The organism is Peribacillus sp. NPDC097198, assembly GCF_044762055.1.
Lineage (GTDB): Bacteria > Bacillota > Bacilli > Bacillales > DSM-1321 > Peribacillus.
Window position 1 is genome coordinate 175,858 of sequence record NZ_JBIWDO010000002.1, and the last position, 23,878, is coordinate 199,735.

The 23,878-nt window shown below is 41.6% G+C and carries 23 protein-coding genes and 1 riboswitch; of the genes, 13 read left to right on the forward strand and 10 right to left on the reverse strand.

Translation table 11 applies throughout. The features are described from left to right. Positions 1-244: 244 nt before the first annotated feature. Positions 245-1,462, reverse strand: a complete 1,218-nt coding sequence (locus tag ACIQXQ_RS03870; protein ID WP_402955523.1) for an MFS transporter — start codon at positions 1,460-1,462, stop codon at positions 245-247. A gap of 224 nt (positions 1,463-1,686) precedes the next feature. Here ACIQXQ_RS03870 and ACIQXQ_RS03875 point away from each other — a divergent pair, with 224 nt between their 5' ends. Together ACIQXQ_RS03875 and ACIQXQ_RS03880 are read left to right on the forward strand one after the other, a co-directional pair. After that, entirely contained in the window at positions 1,687-2,991 is a 1,305-nt protein-coding gene (locus ACIQXQ_RS03875; RefSeq protein WP_402867617.1) for a CitMHS family transporter, read from the forward strand. A 170-nt stretch (positions 2,992-3,161) separates the two neighbouring features. Next, entirely contained in the window at positions 3,162-3,791 is a 630-nt protein-coding gene (locus tag ACIQXQ_RS03880) for a superoxide dismutase family protein (protein WP_402867618.1), read from the forward strand. A gap of 269 nt (positions 3,792-4,060) precedes the next feature. On the opposite strand, the gene trhO is transcribed toward ACIQXQ_RS03880, so the two are convergent. After that, positions 4,061-5,026, reverse strand: a complete 966-nt coding sequence (gene trhO / locus ACIQXQ_RS03885) for an oxygen-dependent tRNA uridine(34) hydroxylase TrhO (protein WP_402867619.1) — start codon at positions 5,024-5,026, stop codon at positions 4,061-4,063. A gap of 142 nt (positions 5,027-5,168) precedes the next feature. Between trhO and ACIQXQ_RS03890 the strand changes: the two genes are divergently transcribed. The 3 genes from ACIQXQ_RS03890 to ACIQXQ_RS03900 all read left to right on the forward strand — a co-directional run bounded on the left by ACIQXQ_RS03890 (position 5,169) and on the right by ACIQXQ_RS03900 (position 6,895). Further along, the gene (locus ACIQXQ_RS03890; RefSeq protein ID WP_402955526.1) at positions 5,169-6,215 is read left to right on the forward strand and encodes a nitronate monooxygenase; all 1,047 of its coding nucleotides are present in this window, start codon (positions 5,169-5,171) and stop codon (positions 6,213-6,215) included. Further along, positions 6,205-6,666, forward strand: a complete 462-nt coding sequence (locus ACIQXQ_RS03895) for a GNAT family N-acetyltransferase (RefSeq protein WP_402955529.1) — start codon at positions 6,205-6,207, stop codon at positions 6,664-6,666. Before ACIQXQ_RS03890 ends, ACIQXQ_RS03895 begins: the two co-directional genes overlap by 11 nt. Before the next feature lie 67 nt (positions 6,667-6,733). After that, complete coding sequence (locus ACIQXQ_RS03900; RefSeq protein WP_402867622.1) at positions 6,734-6,895, forward strand: hypothetical protein; 162 nt, start codon at positions 6,734-6,736, stop codon at positions 6,893-6,895. A 63-nt stretch (positions 6,896-6,958) separates the two neighbouring features. On the opposite strand, the gene ACIQXQ_RS03905 is transcribed toward ACIQXQ_RS03900, so the two are convergent. Further along, a complete protein-coding gene (locus tag ACIQXQ_RS03905; protein ID WP_402955532.1) occupies positions 6,959-7,537 on the reverse strand; it encodes a GNAT family N-acetyltransferase in 579 nt (192 codons plus the stop codon). 105 nt (positions 7,538-7,642) lie between these two features. On the opposite strand from ACIQXQ_RS03905, the gene pdxR reads away from it, so the two are divergent. Continuing rightward, positions 7,643-9,037, forward strand: a complete 1,395-nt coding sequence (pdxR, locus tag ACIQXQ_RS03910) for a MocR-like pyridoxine biosynthesis transcription factor PdxR (RefSeq protein WP_402955535.1) — start codon at positions 7,643-7,645, stop codon at positions 9,035-9,037. A 45-nt stretch (positions 9,038-9,082) separates the two neighbouring features. On the opposite strand, the gene ACIQXQ_RS03915 is transcribed toward pdxR, so the two are convergent. Next, on the reverse strand, positions 9,083-9,505 hold the full coding sequence (locus ACIQXQ_RS03915; protein ID WP_402867625.1) for a MarR family winged helix-turn-helix transcriptional regulator: 423 nt from the start codon (positions 9,503-9,505) through the stop codon (positions 9,083-9,085). Between the two features lie 318 nt (positions 9,506-9,823). After that, complete coding sequence (locus ACIQXQ_RS03920) at positions 9,824-10,027, reverse strand: hypothetical protein (RefSeq protein WP_402867626.1); 204 nt, start codon at positions 10,025-10,027, stop codon at positions 9,824-9,826. A 127-nt stretch (positions 10,028-10,154) separates the two neighbouring features. Between ACIQXQ_RS03920 and ytvI the strand changes: the two genes are divergently transcribed. Further along, positions 10,155-11,201, forward strand: a complete 1,047-nt coding sequence (ytvI, locus tag ACIQXQ_RS03925) for a sporulation integral membrane protein YtvI (protein ID WP_402867627.1) — start codon at positions 10,155-10,157, stop codon at positions 11,199-11,201. 371 nt (positions 11,202-11,572) lie between these two features. Here the strand turns inward: ytvI and ACIQXQ_RS03930 are convergent, their stop codons facing one another. After that, complete coding sequence (locus tag ACIQXQ_RS03930) at positions 11,573-12,925, reverse strand: hemolysin family protein (protein WP_402867628.1); 1,353 nt, start codon at positions 12,923-12,925, stop codon at positions 11,573-11,575. 601 nt (positions 12,926-13,526) lie between these two features. Here ACIQXQ_RS03930 and ACIQXQ_RS03935 point away from each other — a divergent pair. The 4 genes from ACIQXQ_RS03935 to uptA all read left to right on the forward strand — a co-directional run bounded on the left by ACIQXQ_RS03935 (position 13,527) and on the right by uptA (position 15,977). Then, on the forward strand, positions 13,527-14,102 hold the full coding sequence (locus ACIQXQ_RS03935; protein ID WP_402867629.1) for a YitT family protein: 576 nt from the start codon (positions 13,527-13,529) through the stop codon (positions 14,100-14,102). An 88-nt stretch (positions 14,103-14,190) separates the two neighbouring features. Continuing rightward, a complete protein-coding gene (locus ACIQXQ_RS03940; protein WP_402867630.1) occupies positions 14,191-14,904 on the forward strand; it encodes a FixH family protein in 714 nt (237 codons plus the stop codon). 105 nt (positions 14,905-15,009) lie between these two features. Further along, positions 15,010-15,183, forward strand: coding sequence for an Lmo0850 family protein (locus tag ACIQXQ_RS03945; protein WP_402867631.1), 174 nt, complete (start codon positions 15,010-15,012; stop codon positions 15,181-15,183). A gap of 164 nt (positions 15,184-15,347) precedes the next feature. Further along, positions 15,348-15,977, forward strand: a complete 630-nt coding sequence (uptA, locus tag ACIQXQ_RS03950) for an undecaprenyl phosphate transporter UptA (RefSeq protein ID WP_402955538.1) — start codon at positions 15,348-15,350, stop codon at positions 15,975-15,977. A 43-nt stretch (positions 15,978-16,020) separates the two neighbouring features. Here uptA and ACIQXQ_RS03955 read toward each other — a convergent pair whose 3' ends face one another. The 3 genes from ACIQXQ_RS03955 to ACIQXQ_RS03965 all read right to left on the reverse strand — a co-directional run bounded on the left by ACIQXQ_RS03955 (position 16,021) and on the right by ACIQXQ_RS03965 (position 19,839). Continuing rightward, positions 16,021-17,352 (reverse strand): hemolysin family protein, encoded by a 1,332-nt coding sequence (locus ACIQXQ_RS03955; RefSeq protein ID WP_402955541.1) that lies wholly within the window; start codon positions 17,350-17,352, stop codon positions 16,021-16,023. Between the two features lie 266 nt (positions 17,353-17,618). Further along, complete coding sequence (locus ACIQXQ_RS03960; protein ID WP_402955544.1) at positions 17,619-18,728, reverse strand: histidine kinase N-terminal domain-containing protein; 1,110 nt, start codon at positions 18,726-18,728, stop codon at positions 17,619-17,621. Between the two features lie 223 nt (positions 18,729-18,951). Continuing rightward, positions 18,952-19,839, reverse strand: coding sequence for a cation diffusion facilitator family transporter (locus ACIQXQ_RS03965; protein WP_402955547.1), 888 nt, complete (start codon positions 19,837-19,839; stop codon positions 18,952-18,954). A 250-nt stretch (positions 19,840-20,089) separates the two neighbouring features. Next, a riboswitch (TPP riboswitch) is annotated at positions 20,090-20,192 on the forward strand. A gap of 98 nt (positions 20,193-20,290) precedes the next feature. On the opposite strand from ACIQXQ_RS03965, the gene thiT reads away from it, so the two are divergent. Continuing rightward, the gene (gene thiT / locus ACIQXQ_RS03970; RefSeq protein WP_402955550.1) at positions 20,291-20,872 is read left to right on the forward strand and encodes an energy-coupled thiamine transporter ThiT; all 582 of its coding nucleotides are present in this window, start codon (positions 20,291-20,293) and stop codon (positions 20,870-20,872) included. A gap of 52 nt (positions 20,873-20,924) precedes the next feature. Here the strand turns inward: thiT and ACIQXQ_RS03975 are convergent, their stop codons facing one another. After that, positions 20,925-21,449, reverse strand: a complete 525-nt coding sequence (locus ACIQXQ_RS03975; protein ID WP_402867637.1) for a universal stress protein — start codon at positions 21,447-21,449, stop codon at positions 20,925-20,927. Between the two features lie 290 nt (positions 21,450-21,739). On the opposite strand from ACIQXQ_RS03975, the gene ACIQXQ_RS03980 reads away from it, so the two are divergent. Next, the gene (locus tag ACIQXQ_RS03980; protein ID WP_402955553.1) at positions 21,740-23,716 is read left to right on the forward strand and encodes a transglycosylase domain-containing protein; all 1,977 of its coding nucleotides are present in this window, start codon (positions 21,740-21,742) and stop codon (positions 23,714-23,716) included. The last annotated feature ends 162 nt before the right edge of the window (positions 23,717-23,878 follow it).

Consider the following 23,878-nt stretch of genomic DNA (forward strand, 5'->3'; position numbering starts at 1 on the left):
ATGTGAACTTTTGCATAATATGTGAAGGTCGGATACATGTTGACACCCCTTGTTAGGTATATATTACTAGGTATATTATACTATTTTATCGTGAATATGTAAAAAAATAAATTTTTAGAAATCGGACGAGAGGAGTTCTGTTACAGAGAGGGTCCAACCATCTTGTTGGGTAAGTTTGAATGAACAAGAAGACACCCGTTAGATGGATCATCTAATGGGTGTCTTCTTGTTGCTAAAGGTCAAATCAATGTGAATGCCGGGCCAACTCCGGATTGCGATGCACCGCCAAATACAGGACGAGTCCTGCTATCAGCAGTAGGAAGCTGGTCGTTATAAAAACGGCTGAAAATCCATAGAATCCAGCAACCATCCCTCCCATTGCCGGGCCGATGATATTGCCTAAAAAGCGGAGGCTGGTATTATATCCAAGCACTTCCCCCTGCATGGCAACGGGAGCCTCTTGGCGGATATAGGCAATCCTTACAGGGATAATTCCCCCTATGACTATACCTAATGCAAACCGTACAAATACAAGTTGCCAAAAGTGATTGATGAAAGCTCCAGGCAAATATACGAGTGCTGTGAGGAAAAGAAGGAGCACCAGAATCTTTATATGCCCATGGTGGTCGCCTATCCTGCCCCAGTACCTGGCCATCAATAAGTTTCCGAGACCAGCTGCGGAAAAGGCGATGCCTGAGTAAAAGGCCAGATTAGTAGTTCCGTGCAGTTCCCCGACATATAAAGATAGAATGGGTTGGATGCTGAAATGAGCCACCTGGACAATCGTTGATATGAGCATGACATTCACTAGAATGGGGTTCCGTAAAATGTGCGAGAGGACCTCCCGGCTCGAATAACTGGCTTTTGTTCCTTTTTGTCGCTGAACTTGATATTCCTTGGTTGCGAATACAAGAAGTCCAGAGACGAAAATTGTGATGGAAGTGAACTTAAACGCTGTTGAGTAGCCGAGAGTATCCGCAAGTACGCCGCCAATCAATGGTCCGAAAAGGGAGCCGGTTATATTTCCCGTTTGAAGAGTACCCAAGACCCTTCCGGCAATCTCTTTAGGTGTCTGTGTGGAAATGAAAGCTTGTGACATGGAGATGAATCCAGTGAATATGCCCATGAACATTCTTAATAAGAACAACTGCAGGACATTTTCTACAAATCCCATCAAGAAAATCGATAGGCCCATACCGAAGGCGCAGGCAATCAGGATTTTCTTTCTACCATAACGGTCCCCGATTCGTCCCCAAATGGGGGAAAACAAAAAGGCTGTCACAAAGGTAATTCCGAATGTCCACCCCGACCAATGCTGGACATATTGTGCCGAATAATTGCCAAAGGTACCGATGTATAACGAGATGAAGGGAAGAACCATCGTCATGCTACCACCGATGAAGAAGTTGGCAAACCACATGATGAAAAGATTCCGTTTGGCCAATTTAACATCCATATACATGTAACACTTCTTTCTACCTGATATTTACTATTCAGTATACAGATTTACCCTATTCTATTAAATGTATTTGATTCAGACATGCTTCAGGGCAAGAAAAAAATCTAGTTTGAAAAAGTTGTTTTTTAATGAAATACCCAGTGTTATACTAACTAAATACTAATTTTTCAGAAAATATAAAATATTTGATGAAAGTTAATATTTCAAATAGTAAGGGGAGAGTCTACATGTTATCGATTCTTGGATTTTGCATGATTTTTACATTTCTTATTTTGGTCATTTCAAAGCGCCTTTCTGTAGTGGTTGCCTTCATTTTCACTGCCATCCTTTTTGCATTGATCGGTGGGTTTGCGTCGGAAATGGGAGAAATGATGATGGCGGGGATTATAAAGGTAACGCCAACGGCCGTTATGATTGTATTTGCTATTTTATATTTTGGCTTGATGCTAGACGTTGGTTTATTTGAACCTATGATTACCAAGATACTAAGCCTTGTGAAGGGGGACCCACTAAAGGTTGTGATGGCCACTGCCATCATCACGATGCTAGTAGGGTTAGATGGTGACGGGTCTTCCACCTTCATGATCACCGTAACAGCCATGTTGCCGCTCTATATAAGGTTAGGGATGAATAGGCTTATATTGGCGTGTGTGGTTGCTTTAGCTGCAGGCGTCATGAATATCATCCCTTGGGGCGGCCCGTTGGTAAGAGCAGCAGCCAGTCTACAAGTGGAAGTATCAGACTTATTCATTCCTCTCATTCCGGTCATGATTGCAGGGCTGATATGGACGCTGTTTTCCGCCTATATCCTTGGGAAGAAGGAAAGAGCCAGATTGGGCATCACTCCATTGCAGACACCAATGCCTTCAGGGTTGGGTGAACAGGCTGCTGCGGTTGAAGCTACTAATGGTACAACCATGAAGTTTTGGTTTAATTGGTTATTGACGATCGCGTTAATGGTATTTTTGGTAATGGAAGTGTTGCCTCTACAAATCTTATTCGCTTCGGCTTTTGCCATAGCATTATTCGTTAACTTTCCAAATCCAAAAGAACAGCAGGAAAGGATATTAAGCCATGCCAATAGTTTTGTTATGATCTGTACACTTATCTTTGCAGCGGGTATTTTCACGGGCGTCTTCACGGAAACGAAGATGATGGATTCGATGGCTTCTTCCATCGTGACCGTTATTCCGGATTGGCTTGGTGCACATCTACCTGTTGTTGTGGCACTTACTAGCATTCCGATGGGCTTCATTTTTTCACCTGACGCATATTACTTTGGAATTATTCCCATCATTAGCGAGGCTGCGGCGAACTTTGGAATTGCCCCAGTTGAAATCGGGAGGGCGGCTTTATTAGGTCATTCCACAACAGGCTTTCCCTTATCCCCCTTGGTTCCTGCCACATTCATTCTGATTGGGCTGGTTGGTGTGGACTTTGGTGATCATCAAAAGTTTCTATTTAAATGGGCGTGTGGGACAACGATTGTAATGACGATCGTGGCTATCACTCTTGGGGTGATTCCATTATAAGAGGTGAGTCTAATAAACTAGTATGGAAAATCTTTTACTGTGAGATTAGTTAGATTTTTATCATGCTCATAGAATCTATTTTCCCATTTATCCCTCTCTCTGTTTATCCTTTCAAAATAGTGGAAATGATTAAGAAGACTATAGATAAATGAAAGAGAGAGAGGGTACTGATGATGAACTATAAGCAAAAGCTGCTGTTGCCAGCATGTGCCGCCTTTTTGTTGTACGGATGCAATTCAGAGGATAACTCAACGAATGCAGACAAAACCGTGGAAGATTCAAAACCGGTACAGGGAACACAAACGGAAGTGGACCCACAAGCACAGGCGGAAGTTAAGGATACTGCGGGTAAAACTTTAGGTACTGTCAATTTTTCCGCGGAAGAGAATTCCGTCTTGATCGAAGCGGCACTGGAAGGGTTAGAACCCGGTTATCATGGGTTCCATATTCATGAAAATGCAGCATGTGAAGCGGATGCAAAGGAAGGGCCTTTTACTACAGCCGGGGGGCACTTCAATCCAACAGATGAAAAGCACTCCCATCATGCTGGGGATATGCTTCCTCTTTTTGTTAAAGAAGATGGAACAGCCAAATATACAGCCACGTTGGATAACATGACAGTGGAACAACTGAAGCAAGAAGAGCTTTCGGTCATCGTTCATGCAAATCCGGACAACTTTGCCAATATTCCTGACCATTATGAAGCGGATGGAGAAAAGGGACCGAATGAAGACACGTTAAAAACAGGTGATGCCGGTGACAGGCAAGCATGCGGGATTGTAGTAAGCACAGATAAGTAAGGGCATGAGCGATTCTTCTATGGAGGAATCGCTTTTTGCATACTATTTGTAGCTTAGCTTGGCCTAAATCAACCACGAACGGCGATAATTCGACCGCAATCCGAATTATTTCAACCATACCAAGCAATATTTCAACCACGCAACATATTAATTCAACCATAGACAAAAAAGCTGAAAAAAAGGATTTTTCTATCGTGATATAGAAGTAAGAGAAAAGCATGAAAAAACCCGAATCAGGACAAGGAGTCGATTGATTCGGGTTTCATGGCTTATTCTGCTGTAGCGGTTTCTTTAATAAGTTGTAGTCGTTCTGCCACTTCTTCTTCAGACAAGTTATGCTCGACTACATAGCGATTACGTGGGTGCACCCGACATTCGTGGGAACAGCTGCGTAAGTGTTTGTGCTCGTTTTCTTCACTGCAAAGGATTTTCTTGTTGCATTCCGGGTTCGCGCAGTTCACATAACGCTCACATGGTTCGCCGGAGAAGATATCCCTGCCGACGATGACATGTTCCTTTTGATTGATCGGAACGGCAATTCTTTGATCGAATACATACATTTGACCATCCCAAAGATCGCCTTGCACTTCAGGGTCTTTTCCGTATGTTGCGATGCCTCCGTGAAGCTGGCTGACATCTTCAAAGCCTTCTTTGACAAGCCATCCGGAGAATTTTTCGCAACGGATTCCGCCTGTGCAATACGTAAGGATTTTTTTACCTTCAAACATCTCTTTATTCTCACGTACCCATTCCGGAAGTTCACGGAAATTTGTGATATCTGGCTTGATTGCGCCGCGGAAGTGACCCAAATCAAATTCATAGTCATTTCTCGCATCAAGTACGACTGTATTTTCATCTTGCATTTGCTCGTAAAATTCTTTTGGGCTTAAGTAATTCCCTGTCGTCTGGTTTGGATCGACGTCATCTTCCAATCGAAGCGTAACCAGTTCATTTTTTGGACGGACATGCATTTTTTTGAAGGCATGGCCATCGGCTTCATCGATTTTATAGACCATATCAGCAAAGCGGGGATCGCTTTTCATCATGTCCATGTATTTTTCGGTTTGTTCGATTGTACCGGATACCGTACCGTTGATCCCTTCCTGGGCAACTAAAATCCGGCCTTTCAATTCAAGTTCTTTACATGCCGCAAGATGTTCGGCAGCGAACTCTACGTGATTCTCGATTGGTGTATACAAGTAATACAATAAAACTCTATATGGTTTTGTTTCCATTTTTTAATTACCACCTGTGATTTATATTTGCAAGATATAAAGGGTGATCAGTTAAGACACTTTTCTCTTACAGACAATCATTATACCAAGAAAACATAACTTTGATAAGTGAATCATGAAAAATGAAAGGGGCCTGTTAAAAATGCTTCAAGATTTAATGAAATATCCCATCATTCAAGCCCCAATGGCTGGAGGCGCATCCACACCGAAACTGGCCGCAACGGTTTCTGCTGCAGGAGGATTGGGGTTTCTCGCAGCTGGCTATAAAACTGCAGAGGAAATGAGAAACGAAATGGAAGAGGTGCGCCGATTGACTGGGCGGCCTTTTGGCGTGAATGTGTTCGTGCCAAGTAAAGAGGTTGTGGATGAATCCAGACTCACCGCCTACCGGGAAAAAATACAAAAAGAGGCGGAAAGTGTAGGGGCTTCAATAGGGGAACCCATGAGCGACGATGATGACTGGGTCAATAAAATAGCCGTGTTAAAAGAACTCCGGGTCGCCGTTGTGAGTTTCACATTTGGGTGTCCAGAATCCGGTATCATCAAGGAACTCCAACATGCCGGTACACTTGTTGCGGTATCGGTGACGAGCCCTACAGAGGCACAAATTGCAGTGACGGCGGGAGCGGATATCCTTTGTGTACAAGGGATTGAGGCAGGCGGCCATCGTGCCAGTTTTGATAACGAGACAGAAAGTGACCAAGCGCTTTTGGAATTGATCAAGATCGTAAAAAAAGAAACGAACGTGCCGATAATTGCCGCAGGCGGATTGATGGATGGAAAAGACATTGCCGCTGTTCTTGCAGCAGGGGCAGTAGCGGCACAGTTGGGAACCGCTTTTCTATGTTGCCCGGAAAGTGGCGCAAGCCCAGCTCATAAGGCAGCGCTCCATAATCCACGGTTTACCGATACGGCGATCACCCGGGCATTTAGCGGCCGCCGTGCTCGGGGATTGGTGAATCGCTTCTTAATGGAATATGACAGGGTCGCCCCGGCAGCCTATCCTTATGTTCATCACATGACGAAACAGATGCGAAAGGTGGCGGGACAAAAAGGCGAACCTGAATTGATGGCTCTATGGGCAGGAGAAGGATACAAACGGAGTCAAACGCTTCCCGTCTCGGTATTGATGGGAGAGTTGGTTGAAGAAATGAATATTGAATCTAGGAGAGTATGTCATGAAAATTAGACCCTTGAATCCAGATGAAGTACCACCGATGGAGTTACTGTTGCTTGCTGATCCTTCAAAAGAATTGGTTGAGACCTATTTGGAGAGGGGCACGTGTTTTGTCGCTGAATCGGATGGGCTGATAACCGGTGTGTATGTCTTGAAGGAATTGACCGATGACACGATAGAAATCGTCAACGTTGCTGTCGCGGAACAATACCAAGGTGAAGGCCTGGGGAAAAGACTGGTCAATCATGCGATTCATCATGCGAAATCACTGGGGTATCACTCCATCGAAATCGGCACGGGTAATTCAGGGATGGGGCAGCTGGCCCTTTATCAAAAATGTGGATTTAGAATAACCGATATCGATCGCGATTTTTTCACGAGGAATTATCCAGAGCCCATTTATGAAAATGGGATACAGTGCAGGGACATGATTCGTTTATCTCAAACCATCGGGAGCACCTAATGGCGTTAGGGAAATCAATCCGATGTAGGCATCCCATCTTACTGGATAGAGCATAGGAGGAAAAATCATGCTTTTCGGCGATTCCATTTATCTATTATTTGCGTTGCTCATGCCACTTTTTTTCGCTATTGTCGTATTCATATTCATTCGTTCTATTAAAAAGCAGAATGAATCTTTACAGCAAAAGGAGAAGGAAAGTACAGCTCATAAACAATCATCCGAAAATTAATCCATGGTCAAGAGAGTGTCCAAATGAATGGGCACTCTCTTGATTCATTTCCCCAAAAATGATTCATTTCCCCAAAAACCCTTCCAACTTCTGCTTCACATTCGGCCACTCTTCTTTGAGGATACTGAACACCATGGTATTTCTGACTCTCCCATCTTTCAGTACTTTTTCTTTTCGTAACATCCCCTCTTCAACAGCTCTAAGCCTAGCAATGGCCGCACGTGAAGCACTGTTCAGCTCATCTGTCCTGAATTCTACACGATTCATGTGCCACGTTTCAAAGGCATGCTGTAAAAGTAAATATTTGCATTCGGTGTTGACGGCTGTCCTCCACTTTGAAGGGTGATACCAGGTCGAGCCGATTTCCACTGTCTGATTATCGAATCGTATATCCCTTAGGCTTGTGCTGCCGATAACCGATTGAGTCGAAGAATCGATTACCGCAAAGGGATGGTGCTGATTCTTTTCCCTTGATAAGATGCCTTGCTGTACAAATTCCACAGCGTCTTGATGAGACAAAATCTTCGTCGCACTCCACACCCAGATTTCTTTGGGGAGGGAGGCTGTGTAAATCGGTTCGATATGATTTTCCATCAGGGGTACCAGTGAAACGTATTTCCCGGTTAATTCAAACGGCTTCATGTTCATTCCTCCAATCAAGTAATATCCTGATTATAAAAAAAATCTGGTACTATAATAAGAACCAGAACTGTTATAATTTATGGAACCAGTAAAGGGGTGGGCGCCATGTACGAAATCACTTTTCAACTCGAAAAAACAAAGGATCGACCATTATATGTTCAACTGTATCACTATTTGAAAAGGGAAATTCAGAATGGGCAAATAAAGGCTGGAATGAAGTTACCCTCAAAACGAAAGCTAGCCGTTCATTTAGGTATTGGCTTGAATACGGTGGATTCAGCTTATCAGCAGCTAATCGCGGAAGGGTATGTGGAGAGCCGGGTGAGAAAAGGATATTTCGCAGCGGAAATCGATCGGATTTCTTCCATTATGGAGCAAGTAACCACAACTAGTAATCCAGAGACCATTTTGCCAATTGTAACCAACATGATAGATTTTCATTATGGCCATGTGGATATCGACTCCTTCCCACATACCGTGTGGAAAAAGTGCATGAATAATACGCTGTACCTTCAGGAAAGGGACATGTTCATCAGCGGGGACCCTCAAGGGGAGCATGGTCTTAGGAACGAAATTGCGGACTACCTTTTTCAGTCAAGAGGGGTGCGGTGTGTCCCTAATCAAATCATCATCGGAGCGGGTACACAGTATTTCATTCATCTTTTGCGGCTTCTTCTTGGCAAGGAGAGAGTATTTGGGTTGGAAGACCCCGGGTTTCATCGGGTGAGAGAAGTATTGAAAGTGGAGGGAGCTGAGATGAGGTTCATTCCTTGTGATGAAAGCGGGTTGTGTGTGGAATCATTAAAGGAAAGCCAAGCTGATATCGCCTATGTTACCCCTTCTCACCAATTCCCGTTAGGAATGATCATGCCCATATCACGAAGGGTGGAATTATTGAAATGGGCAGGTAGAAAGAATGGCTATATTATTGAAGATGACTATGATGGGGAATTCCGACATACAGGCAAACCTATACCGTCTCTGCAAGGTCTGGATACAGGTGGAAGGGTGATCTATTTAGGCACGTTTTCTAAATCATTGATTCCCACGATTAGAGCGGGATATATGGTACTACCTCCTGAGTTAGCCGATCTTTACCAAAGAAAATTACAAGGATACAAACAGACCATTTCCAAAATGATCCAAGAAACGGTCTGTCTTTTTATAAAAGATGGCCATTGGGAACGGCATCTGAATAGAATGAGAATCCTGTATCGAAAAAAGAATCAAGTGTTGCTTGCTGAACTAGAAGAAACCTTCCATGATCAAATAACGGTAATAGGAGAGAAGTCCGGACTACATATTCTAGTGCAAGTCCATAGTGATAAATCCGAAGCCGAGCTTATTCAAACCGCTGAAAGAAAGGGAGTGAAGGTGTACCCCACTTCGGTTTATCATTCAAAGAAAGACAACCATCCAACCATTTTGATGGGATATGGCGGTTTATCTGAATCAGATATCAAAGAAGGGATTCGCCTGTTAAAAAAGGCGTGGCTCTAGCTTTTGAATCGCTTATATAAAAGGGATTTAAAAGAATGATGGCAATTAATCTCTAATATTATTTAGAATTTTAAGCAGTGTTTGGAAAAATAAGTCCTGCTCTTCTTCGGAAATGCCATCTAAGGCTTTTCCTTCGATCTTATCCGCAATCTTCATGCATTTCATATGTACTTCTTTTCCTCTGGGCGTGAGTTCAATTCGCTTTTCCTCTTCATCCTTCCCAGGGACTTGTTTGATCATATGGTTCTCTTCCATGCTATTCACGGAACGGGTAATGATCACGCTATCAACGTCTAGATAATTGGATATGTCATTGATGGTAGAATAACCGCAGTTCTTTAAATAATTCAAGATTGTCCATTGGTTATGATAAATATTCAGGCTTGTGATCTGTTCGTTCATATTTTTTACGATAGTTCTGGATAATTGTAAATGTTGATGGAATAGCTGATTTTGTTTGTTTTTCATATAATTCTCCTTCATAATGAGCGGCCACTTCATTATAATTTATAAATTGAAAAAGTCTAAGATAAAGAAAGATTCATATGATTCATTTTACTCATAACCGATTTTATCTTCAAGACATGTAAGGGGTATCATTTGTCGTACTTTGTGAGCAGTTGAACATAAACAAGTGCCAAAAAGAGAACGACCCTTTGTATTATACGACAAACATACAGAAATTTTAAGTATCGTCTTGAAAATCATGGGGAACTATCTTTTTCCAATTTGCCCCTTACAAAAATATCAACTAAAAAAACCAGCATGGAAGCTGGTTTTTTGTCGTTAAATTCTTTCGCTTGCGGAGCGGTGTTTGGTTTCTTCTTTATTTCGTTCTTCTTCTTTTTCGTATTTAATGTCTTCTAGTGGCAAATCGTCGATGGGCATGACAAGCTGATCACGTTCTAGTTGTTTCTCCTGATTTTCTTTGAAAGCCTTGGATTTATCATTACGTTCCTGCAGAGTTTTATCTTTTTTTAAGTTATCCATAATCGATCCCTCCATCTCTTTCCTTATCTTTTCCCTTGAAATGAGAAAATAAAACGTATAACCGAAATATATGGGAGATTCTTTCATAAATATAGGAGAAATAGGAAAGGGCAAGGGGGTGTAGTAATTGAATTTCGCTATGTTTTTTCGCTGGTTTTGGAAGGCGGCTATCCTTTTAGGGATTATATTCTTGATTCCTTACTCGTGGGCGCTGATTTTTGCTCTAGTAACCGCCATCATATTGGATGGATTAGTGAACTTTATAAGCAAAATGTTAAACGTACATCGCCTTTGGGGCGTGTTGGTTTCCTTCATTATCTATGTAGGTGGCTTTATCGGCTTGATTTATTTCTCGCTTTCCGTTCTTATCAAACGGATCATCGTCCATTCTGAAAAGCTACCGATTTTAATTCGAGAAATTTATCTCACGGCAATTTTGCCGGTCATCAGGCAATGGGAGCAATATTCCCAAACGTTGCCGCCTAATCTCATTCAGTCAATCGAACTTACGATGGAAAAAGGGGTCATGGCTCTTGAAGGGTTTACGAAGGACTTTGTCCAGGACATGGTTCAGCTTGTTACGCTCGTACCCGCCTTTTTTATAGATTTCTTAATCTATTTAATTGCTTTATTCTTAATCAGTCTTGAGCTTCCGATGTTGAAGAGAAAGCTAGTTTCTTTTTTAAGGGAGTCAACCTACCAAAAAATCACCATGGTTTATCAAGATCTTAGTATGGCGGCTGTCGGATTCTTTAGGGCGCAGATTGTATTGAGTTTATTCACGTTCTTGATGGCCTATGCGGGACTATGGATTCTAGATGTGAAATACACCTTGCTCTTGGCTCTTTTAATCGTCATCGTCGATATTCTCCCGATATTGGGAACAGGGTCAGTGCTCGTTCCTTGGGCTGTCATTGTATGGACGCAAGGAAATCATCACCTTGGCATTGGTCTAATCATCTTGTTCCTGGTCATAACCGTTGTCAGGAGGACCATTGAGCCAAAAATCTATTCAGCAAATATGGGTTTAACCCCGCTAGCGTCGCTTGTCAGTCTTTATTTAGGATTTAAAGTGCTGGGGGTAATCGGACTTTTCCTAGGGCCGGCTATTCTCATCGTTTATAATACATTGAAGAGGGCTGGTGTCATCAAGCTTCATCATTTTAAAATATGAGCCATTGTTAGAAATTCTTAATGGAGTTTACTGAATTGGACATATCTTTAACCGTTTTACCTTTTCCTTTACAATGATTGCAGTTCCGTGAAAAGAACTGTAGATAGCGAGTTTTGCCTTTCCCTTTGCATTGCTGGCAAATGGTTATAACTTTCATCAGTCTTCACTCCTTAATTATGATGATGTTTCTTTAACAGTATGAAACAAGAAAGGTAGAACTATACCTCAATCACTATAAATAGAGGGGGATTTCTTACTATAATATGAAAGTTTTTTGTCTCATGTAACCATAATGAAAGTGAAATCATGGAAGATGCCATGATGTAGGGTAGAAAAAACCCCGTCCTAATAAACTAGGGCGGGGTTTTCCATTAAGAAACGATTTCAGTCTGCGACATTAAAGGAAATTCCTTTACTTCGCTTACTGCTTTTGCAGGTTTATAAATCTCGATATAGCTGATATGGTGGTCTTCCATTTCTTTTATTTTAAAATGGTAAGGTCCATAATTCAGAATATCGCCTTGTTTGGCTTCGTAGTTCTCGGTAAGAATCCAGCCACCCATCGTATCGATATCTTCATCGTTGATATCGATGCCAAGTAAATCATTTATTTCACTGACCAATACCTTTGCATCGATAATATAATGATTTTCCTTCACTTTACGAACGTCAGGGACTTCATCTAAGTCGAACTCATCCCGGATATCACCGACAATCTCTTCCAGGATATCTTCAACGGTGACTAATCCCGATGTGCCGCCATATTCATCCATGAGGATTGCCATGTGTACACGTTCTTTTTGCATCTTTAATAGTAAATCGTGGATGGGGATGCTATCGATGACACGAATGATCGGACGAACATAACGATTGATCGTAGATGTTGCCTGATTTTTCTTGTCTATCATTTCCGTGAAAAGTTCCTTGATATTGACCAGTCCGATGATATGGTCTTTATCACCATCGATAACTGGGTATCGAGTGAAGTTTTCTTCAGCCATGATGGAAAAAAACTGCTGTATGGTATCATCTTTGGAAATCGTGGCGATTTCGGTACGAGGAACCATGATTTCCTTTGCTATGCGATCATCGAATTCAAAAATTTTATTCACATATTTAAACTCAGATTGGTTAATTTCGCCGCTTTTATAGCTTTCTGAAACAATGATGCGAAGCTCTTCTTCCGTATGAGCCAAGTCATGCTCAGAAACTGCTTTTAATCCAAACATTTTTGTTAGCACTCTTGCAGAGCCATTAAGTACCCAGATGAAAGGATACATGACTTTGTTAAATCCAATTAGCGGTTTGGCAATGAATAATGTTACTTGCTCTGCTTTTTGAATGGCCATCGTCTTTGGTGCCAGTTCTCCCACCACCACATGAATGAAGGTGATCAAAGAAAAGGCAATCGCGATTGAAAGGATATGTGAAGCAGATTCAGGGATATTTAATTGAGTGAGAAGCGGGCCCAAAATACTTTCAACTGTCGGTTCTCCCAGCCACCCAAGTCCTAATGCCGTAACTGTAATTCCCAGTTGGCATGTTGACAGGTATTCGTCGAGATTGGATGTGACCTTCTTTGCTGCTAGGGCATTCGGCTTACCTTCTTCAATTAATTGATCGATCTTCGTGCTCCTCACTTTAACAATCGCAAACTCCGAAGCTACAAAAAATGCTGTTAAAGCAATTAAAATGGCAATAAGTACCAAGTTTATTATGTCCAAAAAGTCTCCCTTACATCGCCTATGAGACGAATAAGGAGTCCACCTCCTACATTTTTAAAATATACAAGTATATTTTTTTTGTCGTGCTAAATAGCTAAAACGTACTGGAGTCGTGCATGAAGGCTGCAAGTTTACACTCCGTTTTTAAATGAATAGAGTACTAGTATATGTGTATTAGCGATACGTAGACGGGAAATAGAAGAATTTTGCAAGGAAAATGCAAGCAAGATTATTTAATACCGTGCACTTTTTCGCCAGGCAAAGCAGCGTCCGTCCGTCACAACGAACGTTCTTTAATGTCCCATCCAATCACCTCAGTTTAATTGATTTAAATACTTTCATTATAGAAAGAGTTAGTCATCCAGTCAAATTGCCTAATACTCGCAAAATGGTGGAAATGGCTTGTAAAAGGTTCATTTGTTTCACTATTTGACGGTTTTTGACCAATTCCTTTCCTATAACCATTATATAATGGAATATTCAGAAAATTAAAGGTCTATGCCTATAAAAAATAAAAAAGGCCTTTTATTAATTTTTAGCTTCTCTGTACATAGGATATAGGATTGGGACAAGATTATCCATTATAAAGGATGTGGAAGTCATGATGATCATCGAAAAGATGGCAGCCATAATGGCCGGAAGTTTGCTTGTGGGCGTAGGAATTAATTTTTTTCTCATCCCTTATCACTTGTTGGATGGTGGCATGATTGGGATTGGTTTAATCATTCATTATTTTCTAGGGCTTCCAACTGGGTTAGGCGTTATTCTGAGCAGTATTCCCCTATATATATATGCTTGGTATTACGAAAAAAAACTATTCCTCAACAGTTTGCATGGCCTACTTTTCTCTTCGTTATGTATCGATATTTTTTCCGAGGCTGTCATCGATTGGAATCTTCCCATCTATATAAGTGCCATAATCGGAGGGGGATTAATCGGGCTGGGAATCGGGCTCATGCTCCGGTATGGTACATCAACAGGCGGGACCGACATGCTTGCACAGATCATTTCCAGGAAAAGCGGGCTTAATGCCGGCATGTTAATTTTCTTCATAGATGGATGTGTCCTCATTGTGGGCCTGAGCGTGGTGGACCTGACTGTGTTTTTCTATTCATTTTTGACCATCATCGCGGTGGCGATGCTGACTTCGGTAACCGTGATGCGGACCGCAACTTAATAGAATGTATATATTTCAGTTATCTGGGAAGGATGGTGTATAAAACGACCGTCTTATCGGTTAATTATGAAAAAGAAGGAAGTTTTCGATGAAGAAATTTTATTTGTCAGCCATATTATTGTTTGCGTTAGCAGGATGTCAGGAAACCGAAAAGCCAGAAGATAAAGAAGTGAGCAATGCCATACCTGAAACCATGGAGGCTACTATATCCGTTAAAGGGACATTGGTTTCCGGAAAAGAGGTCATCCTTGAAACCACAGTGAAGGAAGGAAGCCAACTTGTAAATGAAGCTGGTGAGGTTCTTTTTGAAGTGAGGAAATCCGGACAGGATAAACGGGAAATGTTAGATGCAAAGAATACGGGAAGCGGGACATATCAAGTGATGCACACCTTCAAGGAACAAGGAAAGTATCATGTAATTGCCCATGTAACAGCTAAAAATCAACATGTGATGCCGGAAAAAGAAGTGGTCATTACTGATAATGAAAGTGAAAACACCTCGGTACACCCAAGGTCGAATGTTCTGATCGAGTTTCATAACAATCCTGTGACGGCGGGGAACAGTTCCACCTTTGAAGCCAATGTGCATTTGGATGGGAAGCCTTTGACTGATGCAGATGTAAATTTTGAGGTGTGGAAAGAAGGCAGTGAAGAAAGTTATTTCACCAAGGCGAAAGAAGAGGGAAAAGGGACATATCTAAATAAAGTGTCCTTTGACGAGGCGGGAACTTATAAGATTCAGGTGCATGTGGAAAAAGAAGAAGTGCATGAACATCAGTTACAAACGATACAGGTTAATTGATGAGAATATCTACCCTTTTTGGCGAGTATTTATCCAGATAGGTTTTAGCCTTACTTTTAATGGGAACGTAAAGGATAACGAATACAGCAGGAAGGGAGGGTAAGCATGAAAAATGAAATAATCAACAAGTACAAAAATCTCGGGGTCCATATTCAAAAAACGAAATCACGTCAGGAGATTTTCACGAATATTTCTCACACTGATTCATCCTTACTCACCTTAGAGTTCGCAACTGCTTTTTCAAACGATGTACAAAAACAGGAAATAAAAGAATATTAATCACAAGGAGACCGGGAAAGACAAGCTGGTCTTTTTTTTGTTATCTAAAATCATATCCCAATCTGACTGTTCCTTTTTTCAGGAAAATGAATAGAACGGATTTTTCCGCAATAGGATAGAAGGACAACCAAGTCAAAATTAGCGGAAAAGGGAGTCATTACATGATGTCAGAGCTGATAATGAAGATACTGAATTGGTTTGCGGAGATGGGATATATCGGTATTTTATTGGGGTTGATGGTGGAAATCATCCCCAGTGAGCTCGTACTTGGATACGGTGGCTATTTGATCGGAATGGGTAAGATGAACTTTTTGGGTGCCGTTATCGCAGGGGTGATGGGAGGTACGATTGCCCAATTATTCCTTTATTGGGCTGGTTATTATGGAGGACGGACATTCCTTTTAAAGTATGGAAAATATATATTCATTAAAGAAGCTCATATGATAATGGCCGAAGAATGGTTCCAACGGTATGGGGTGGGGGTGGTGTTCACAGCTCGCTTCATTCCTGTCGTACGACATGCCATTTCCATACCAGCTGGGATTGCCCGGATGTCCGCCTGGACATTCACTTTTTATACAGTGGCAGCCGTCATCCCTTGGACGATATTGTTCTTGTCATTGGGTCGGATTTTGGGGGAGAATTGGCAACAAATTAGAGAAATCACTGCACCTTATTTGATTCCTGTAGCAGGTTTTTCATTCGTCTTGATCATGTTGTATATCATTTGGAAGAAAAAGAGCCCGCCGCCAATCGTGACGGTCAAAAAGGTTGGGTCTGATAAAAGAATATAAAAAAATGGCCCCGGTAAGAATACGAGGGCCATTTTTCTTATTCTTAATCTTGTGGAAGGTTCTCCTCAAGTGTCAGCTGTTCTACTTTTTTTGTCACTTCAATAAAACGGATGGCGTGTTCATCCATCTCAATGACTTTGAAACAGAAACCATCTTTTTCCATGATGTCGCCAACTAGTACATCATAATTTTCCGTTAAGATCCAGCCACCGATTGTATCTACATCCTCTTCATCCAGGTGAATGCCAAGTAAGTCATTCACGTCTTTTACTAGAAGTTTGGAATCCAAGATATAGTGTCCATCCTTGATCTTACGAATGGAAGGAACTTCATCGATATCGAATTCATCACGAATTTCCCCGACGATTTCCTCAAGGATATCTTCAACGGTGACGAGACCGGAAGTACCACCATATTCATCCATCAAGATGGCCATGTGAATCCGCTCTTTTTGCATTTTTAGCAGTAATGTGTGAATGGGTATATTCTCCATGACCCGAATGATCGGGCGGGTATATTGTTCAATGGTTTTGGACTGGATATCCCGGTCCTTAATTAGGTCAGAAAAAACTTCTTTCAGATTGACCAAGCCAATCACATGATCCTTATCACCTTCGACAACGGGGTAACGCGTGTATTTTTCCGTTTTGGCAACATCGACGAAACCTTGTACGGTTTCATCTTTGGAAATGGTAAGGATTTCTGTTCTTGGAACCATGATTTCCTTGGCTACCCGGTCATCAAAATCAAATATATTGCTTACATATTTGAATTCAGATTGATTGATTTCCCCGCTTTTATAGCTGTCCGAAAGGATGAAACGCAATTCTTCCTCCGTATGAGCAAGCTCGCTTTCCGAAGCGGATTTGAAGCCGAATAATCCAACGACAAACCGAGAGGAATGATTCAATAACCAGATGAACGGAAACGCGATCTTATGGAAAAGGATCAGAGGTTTGGCGATGGCCAAGGCAACCTCTTCCGCTTTTTGTATGGCAACCGTTTTAGGTGCGAGTTCACCTACGACGACATTCAAGAAGGTCATTAGGGAAAATGCAATGATAAAGGACAAAATACCTGCCACTTTGTTCGGAATATGTAATAGCTCGAATAAAGGTTCTATCAATTTATAGATTGTCGGTTGCCCAAGCCACCCAAGTCCAAGGGCGGTCACGGTAATGCCGAGCTGCGTTGCCGATAGGTACTCATCGAGATCTGATGTCACCTTTTTTGCAGCTAAGGCTTTCCTGTTTCCTTCTTCTATCAATTGGTCGATTCGCGAGCTTCGTACCCTAATGATTGAAAACTCGGAAGCAACAAAAAAGGCGGTTAAAGCGATTAAGATAATGACTAAGGCTAAACTAAATATGTCCAATAGTGAGGGATGTAATTGAACCGTTTACTTGCACCAAACGGGTGAATTATCCCAGTCACCTCCCAAAAACAAAAATGAATAAAATGTATAATGACTGTAAAAAAAGTAGATGGAATGATCTTGAAATGAATGTCTTCGAGCTTTTCTTTACGAATCTGTAGATTTATTCATCACGATTATACAAGTCACCTAATTATAGTATAAGGAACTATCAGGGAATCAGTCAAAAATTACACACTACTTCCCCTTGATTTGGTGACTTTTACTTATGATTTTGTTTTTACGCGTATGGAGAATGTAGTTAAGAAGTCTGTTGAATGACAAGTCAAGGTGCCTTGATGCTTCAGGATGATTTCCTTGCAAACGAATAGTCCCAACCCTGTGCCCCTTTTTTTCGTTGTGATGAAGGGTTCAAAGATGCTAGGAAGCACCTCGGAAGGTATCTTTGGACCGTTATTAGAAATATTCAAGGTTAAGAAACCTGATGCGACCGAACCGGAAATGTCTATGGATGGATTTGGCGTTTCCGTAACCACATCCAGGGCATTCAATATGATATTGAGTAATACTTGCCTGAATTCCTCCTTGGAGCCGGCCAACTGGGCATCGCCCTCGATATTACAGGAGACGGTAGCATTTACTTCCAAGATGCTAGGGTATAGGAATTCAATCACTTCATCTACCAGGGGGGCGATTGGAAATATTTCATTTTGTGTAGTATCCGTTTCCCTCTTGGAAAGGTTAAGAAATTGTGTAATCCGATAATTAAGCTGATCCAATTCCTTTGAAATGATGTCCAGATACTTAATCTCTGGCTGTTCGGCTTGTAATAATTGAATGAAACCCATGATGGAAGTAAGGGGATTCCGGAACTCATGGACAAAACTTGATGTCATCTGGCCTAAAAGGGTCAAACGGTCTTTATGATTTGGATTGATCAGCTGATATTGCTCCGCAACCTGCTTCGTCTTTAAATCGGTATAACTGGATAAAGCGAAATAAATGAGTTTATCGAAGTACGCATTTATTTGGTGGATAACCGCAGATAGTTCTCCTTTGATGGCTTCGTAAGCGAGAAATTGATCAATGATGATCGATCTTCCGGTAGAGGTTATGGAAAAGAACATATCCATATTCAAATGCTGTTTAACCCGGCCGGCTGAAATCTTTTCCCCTAAATCCTTCAGCATATCATCTATGTTAGTATCTGTATTTTTCAGTTGTTTCATCAGTGAATTTAGAATTTTTTCTATTTCTTCTTCAAAATATTCTATATAGCCATCTGATAAATGCTTTAATCGCTCTTTCCATTCGGTAAGGATAGTAGTTTTATGAGAAGATAGGAAGTGAAGAGTCATTTCTCGATTCAATACCATTTTGCCCTCCATGTGTAGGAAAATGAATTTATCTTACTTAATTATGAATGAATTAGAATATAATTCCAAAATGCAATATATGGTTTTAATAATAACAGATTAAAAGCGTTCTTTAAATACTCATTCATGCGGTAAATGATCGGTAAAAGGGGAAAGGCTTTGTTTATATTAGGTAAACATTGTATTAATAGGGGGTTTACACATATAAAAAAGGCACCGTTCATTATTGACGGGTACCTTTTTTTTGAAATGTATAGGGTTCGATATGGACAATGACATGTTTGATGTCATGTTCCTTTAATAAGTTTTCTTCAACTTTCACTGTAATGTCATGACTTTGGATGACGGTCAAGAGCGGATTGACATGCACGGTAGTTTCAACCAGAATTTCATTCCCATGCATCCGTGCTTTAATTTCACTCATGTCTTTCACCCCATCCGTCAACAGGATGGTTTGACCTATTTGTTGGAGATGCTGTTCATCGAAACCGTCGGTCAAGGAAAGTGAAGCGTCGTGGAAAATATCCCAAGCCGTTTTGCAGATCATCAGGCCTACCACTAAAGCGGCAACCGCATCCAACCAGTCTATGCCGATTGTGGTACCGATAATACCTACGAAAGCACCGATACTGACCAGAGCATCAGAACGGTTGTCCTGTGCGACAGCATGGATGGAGGCGCTGTTTATTTTTTTGCTTAAAGCCAAGTTATAACGATAAACCCCGTACATGAAGATGGCGGAGAATAAAGCGACATAAGCTGTGAACATATTCGGTACAACTGTCGCGTCCTGCGAAAAGAATGATTCGATGGCGCTGTATATGACCTGTAATCCGACGGTGATCATAATGAAGGCGGCAACCAAAGACGCTACGGTTTCAGCTCTCAGATGACCGTATGAATGATTTTTATCCGGTGGTCGCTTTGATATTTTTAAACCTATTAATACAGCGACAGAGGCAATGATATCGGTCGTGTTGTTTAAACCATCTGCCCAAAGTCCTTTCGAGTCTCCAAAGTAACCAAACGTTAATTTGAGGGCCGACAAGAATATGTATGCGGCTATACTGATATAGGCGCCCTTTTCTGCAGAAATTGAATGTTTATCCATGTCTTTTCCCCCTCGTGCAAAATAACCTTTATAAAGATATCAAATTGAACCCTAGTGAGTCTATAGAAAAATTGTCGTCTTTATCCATCTAACTTGGCATATGGCATGTGTATTGAGGACGTGTAAAGAAGTTGGCTGGATGAAAAAATATAACCAGTAATAGGGAAAAATACTCGTGGATATAATCGTGTTATTTACTTGTCAATTAGAGAAACTAGTAGTATATTCTAACCGAGGAACAAAAATTAAATACTTCCACAAGGGGAGCCAAGATGGCTGAGAGTGAACGGTTGAGTTCAGACCCTATGAACCTGTTAGTTAGTACTAGCGTAGGGATGTGGTTTTGGATAGCAATACTGGGCATCCATTACCGCCCTGGTGTTGCTTTTTTGCATGCCAAAAAAGCGACACGGGACTCATGGGCACTTTTGCACGTGGAGAAGGGTGAGAGATGATGAAACATAAAACATTATTCATGACAGAGGTCGCGATTTTTTCTGCATTGGCATTACTGCTGGATATAGTCTCCGGTTTTGTTTTTGCAAGGATATGGCCACAGGGGGGATCGATTTCCATTGCCATGGTGCCGATATTCTTAATGGCCTATCGTTGGGGAATCAAGGGCGGAATGGCCACCGGTTTACTATTGGGGCTTTTGCAGATTGCCACTGGTTTGGCATTTCTGGCAACGCCGCTTCAAGGATTTATCGAATATTTTCTTGCTTTTACCGCCGTGGGATTATCCGGGTTGTTCATGAATAAATTTGTGAATAACCGTAAAGGGGGAAAACGGTTAAGAGGGGATATATATGCGGTTTGTGGCATGTTTGTGGGGAGCTTCCTGAGGTTTCTTTGCCATTTTACAGCAGGTATCGTTTTCTTTGGGGAATATGCGCCAAACGGGCAACCAGTCGTCCTCTATTCCTTGATTTACAATGGGACATATATGCTGTTTAGTTTTATTTTATCAGCAATCGTGGTAATGGTGCTTTATTCGGCTGCTTCGAATGTCTTGTTGAAGAAAGTCATCTAAGGACAGACCTATAAAAAGGGCCGGCTCAATTATGAGCCGGCCCTTTTCTCCATTATTTTGCAATAAATACCGAGCAAGGTGCCTGCTTGGCTATGGAACTGCTGGTGCTTCCGAGGAAGAACTTTTCCAGGCCGCTTTTTGCACTGTTGCCGACGATGATTAAATCGGCATTCGCCCGCTTTGCATAGTCACATATGCTATCGGTGGCATTTCCCTCTAAAATCTCGATATTTCCATTAACCTGGCATTCACTGAGCAATCTCATCATATTGCTTTCAGCCATCCTCACATTGTTTTCATGAACGGTGGGAGTATCGTTCATGTGCATTTGACTTTGTTGTTCTACTTCTGTTACGGGATGCGTTTGTGAAGGGTCGACATAAAATCCTGCTGCCGGTACGAACCCAGGAGCGGATGCACTCTCGATGATGCGGCTTTCACCTTTTGGATTCAGAACTTGAACAATGGTCAATTCAGCTTCCGGAAAGGCCTTTTTTAATGAAGCTCCATATTCCACTGCGCGGTTGCTCTCTTCATTTCCATCATAAGCGGCGACGATACGTTTTAATTGTTTCATCTAAGATCATCTCTCCCCATAATTTGTCATTATAGGTTATATACCCGTTTTTATTGGTTTCATGCCTTTTTCAGGTGTATATTGATTTATAAATGTGGGTAAAGGGTATGGAAAAAGAAAAGACTAGGCATGAAAGGGAGAAATATTGTAGGCACTTTGTATGGAAAAGGATAAGGGGAAAAATGTTGTGGAATTTGTTTTCCCTTTTAGCCATTGCAAGAGTTTTCTTTCATAAAAAGGGCAAAATATTTTTAATGGAGCATGTCGCATCTGGGAAAATGGGGGTACAAATGAGAGCGTTATTGAAAATAGGTCTTATAATTATATCAATCATTGTCGTAGTGGGAGCCGGTTTGTTCATATATTTTAAACAAACTGTGGATATAAGCAATCTCCAGGATCAACTTCAGCAACCGACCAAGATTTATGACGAGGATGGGAACTTAGCCAGTACCGTCACGGCTAATAAATCGGAAGGCGTCGCGATAGAGGAGATCCCGGAACATCTCATTCAAGCGGTCGTATCCATTGAGGATCACCGTTTTTATGAACATCATGGCATAGATTATCAAGCGATCATGCGTGCGATGGTGAAAAATGTCAAGGCGAAAAGCGTTGTTGAAGGCGGGAGCACACTTACCCAACAACTTGTAAAAATCACCATGCTTGAATCAGATCGGACCTTGAAAAGAAAGATAGAAGAGTTTTTCATCGCTCAAGAATTGGAACGTACGTATACAAAGGATGAAATTTTGGAAATGTATGTGAATCAAGTTTATTTTGGACATGGAGCATGGGGACTCAAAAAGGCAGCGAACATATATTTTTCAAAAGATGTTTCTGAGTTAACCGTCGCCGAAGGGGCTTTGCTTGCTGGGGTCATTAACTTGCCTTCCAAGCTCGATCCGTACAAAAATCCAGAAGGGGCGGTTAAACGACGGGATTTGGTACTGTCTAGAATGACCGAACACGGATATTTGACCGAAGAGGAAGCGGCTTCTGCCAAAAAGGATGAAGTATCGCTGCAGTTAGGTGAAGATACAGATCCTTTAAAAGGGAAGTATCCTTATTATATAGACCATGTCCTATCTGAAGCCTCCACCATGTATGGATTGGAGCTCCAGCAATTACTCACTAGGGGCTATAAAATATATACCACGTTAGATCAATCGATGCAGCAGGCAGCCGAATCAGTCTATAGCCAGGATGCCAATTTCCCTTCTGGGACAAGCAATGACATATTGGTGCAAAGTGGAACTGTCCTTCTTCATCCTAAAACAGGCGGCATTAAGGCCCTTGTTGGGGGGAGGGGCGAGCATCAATTCATGGGATATAATCGGGCGACGCAACTGAAAAGATCTCCTGGTTCGTCGATTAAACCGCTCGCTGTCTATACACCGGCAATTGAAGAAGGATATGAACTGACCGACTCTTTAAAAGATGAGAAGATGAAGTTCGGGAATTATGAACCATCGAATTTGAGCGGCACTTATAAAGGGGAGGTCCCAATGTATGAAGCCGTGATGAATTCCTTGAATGTGCCAACCGTTTGGCTCCTGAATGAAATTGGAATCGACAAGGGGCTGGATGCGCTCAAACGGTTTGGGATTCCTTATGACAAAAAAAATGACCGAAATCTATCGATAGCCTTAGGCGGGATGGATAAAGGGGTGTCCCCACTCCAAATGGCAGGAGCTTATGCGGCGTTTGCAAATGAAGGAAAGCGAAACGAAGCGCATGCCATTATAAAAATAGAAGACACGGATGGGAAAGAAATAGCAGCCTGGAAGGAAAAGAAGACAAAGGTGGCTTCGAAGGATGTCGTCGATAAGATGAATGCGATGCTTCTTGGGACAGTTAACTATGGAACGGCTAAAAATGCCGCGGTCTCTGGCTATGAAATCGCAGGAAAGACAGGATCCACACAGGTCCCGATCGAAGGCATATCAGGTGTGAAGGATCAATGGTTCGTGGGATACACCCCTTCTTTAGTAGGAGCTGTATGGGCTGGCTACGATAAAACGGATAAAGAACATTATTTAACCACTAACAGCAGCCAAGGAAGTACACTCATCTTTCAAAAAATCATGGCTCAGGCCTTACAGAACGAAACGGCTGAATCATTTCATGCAGAAGACATCGGACCATTGATAGCAGAACAGCAGAAAAAGGAAGAAGAAGCGGAAAGGAAGCAATATTGGATTGATAAGGGAAATGAAATCAAGGAGGGGCTTGGTAAGTGGAAAACATGGGATTTTCCTTGGTGATGATTGGGATATATCCATATTCCCAATAAACGAAAAAAAGCTGTCATGATTGACAGCTTTTTTCCCTCATTAAAAGATGAAATTTACAACTAAACCGATTACGACGATAGCCCCGATAATCATTAAAATGGTTCTCATATCTATACACCTCATTTATATGTA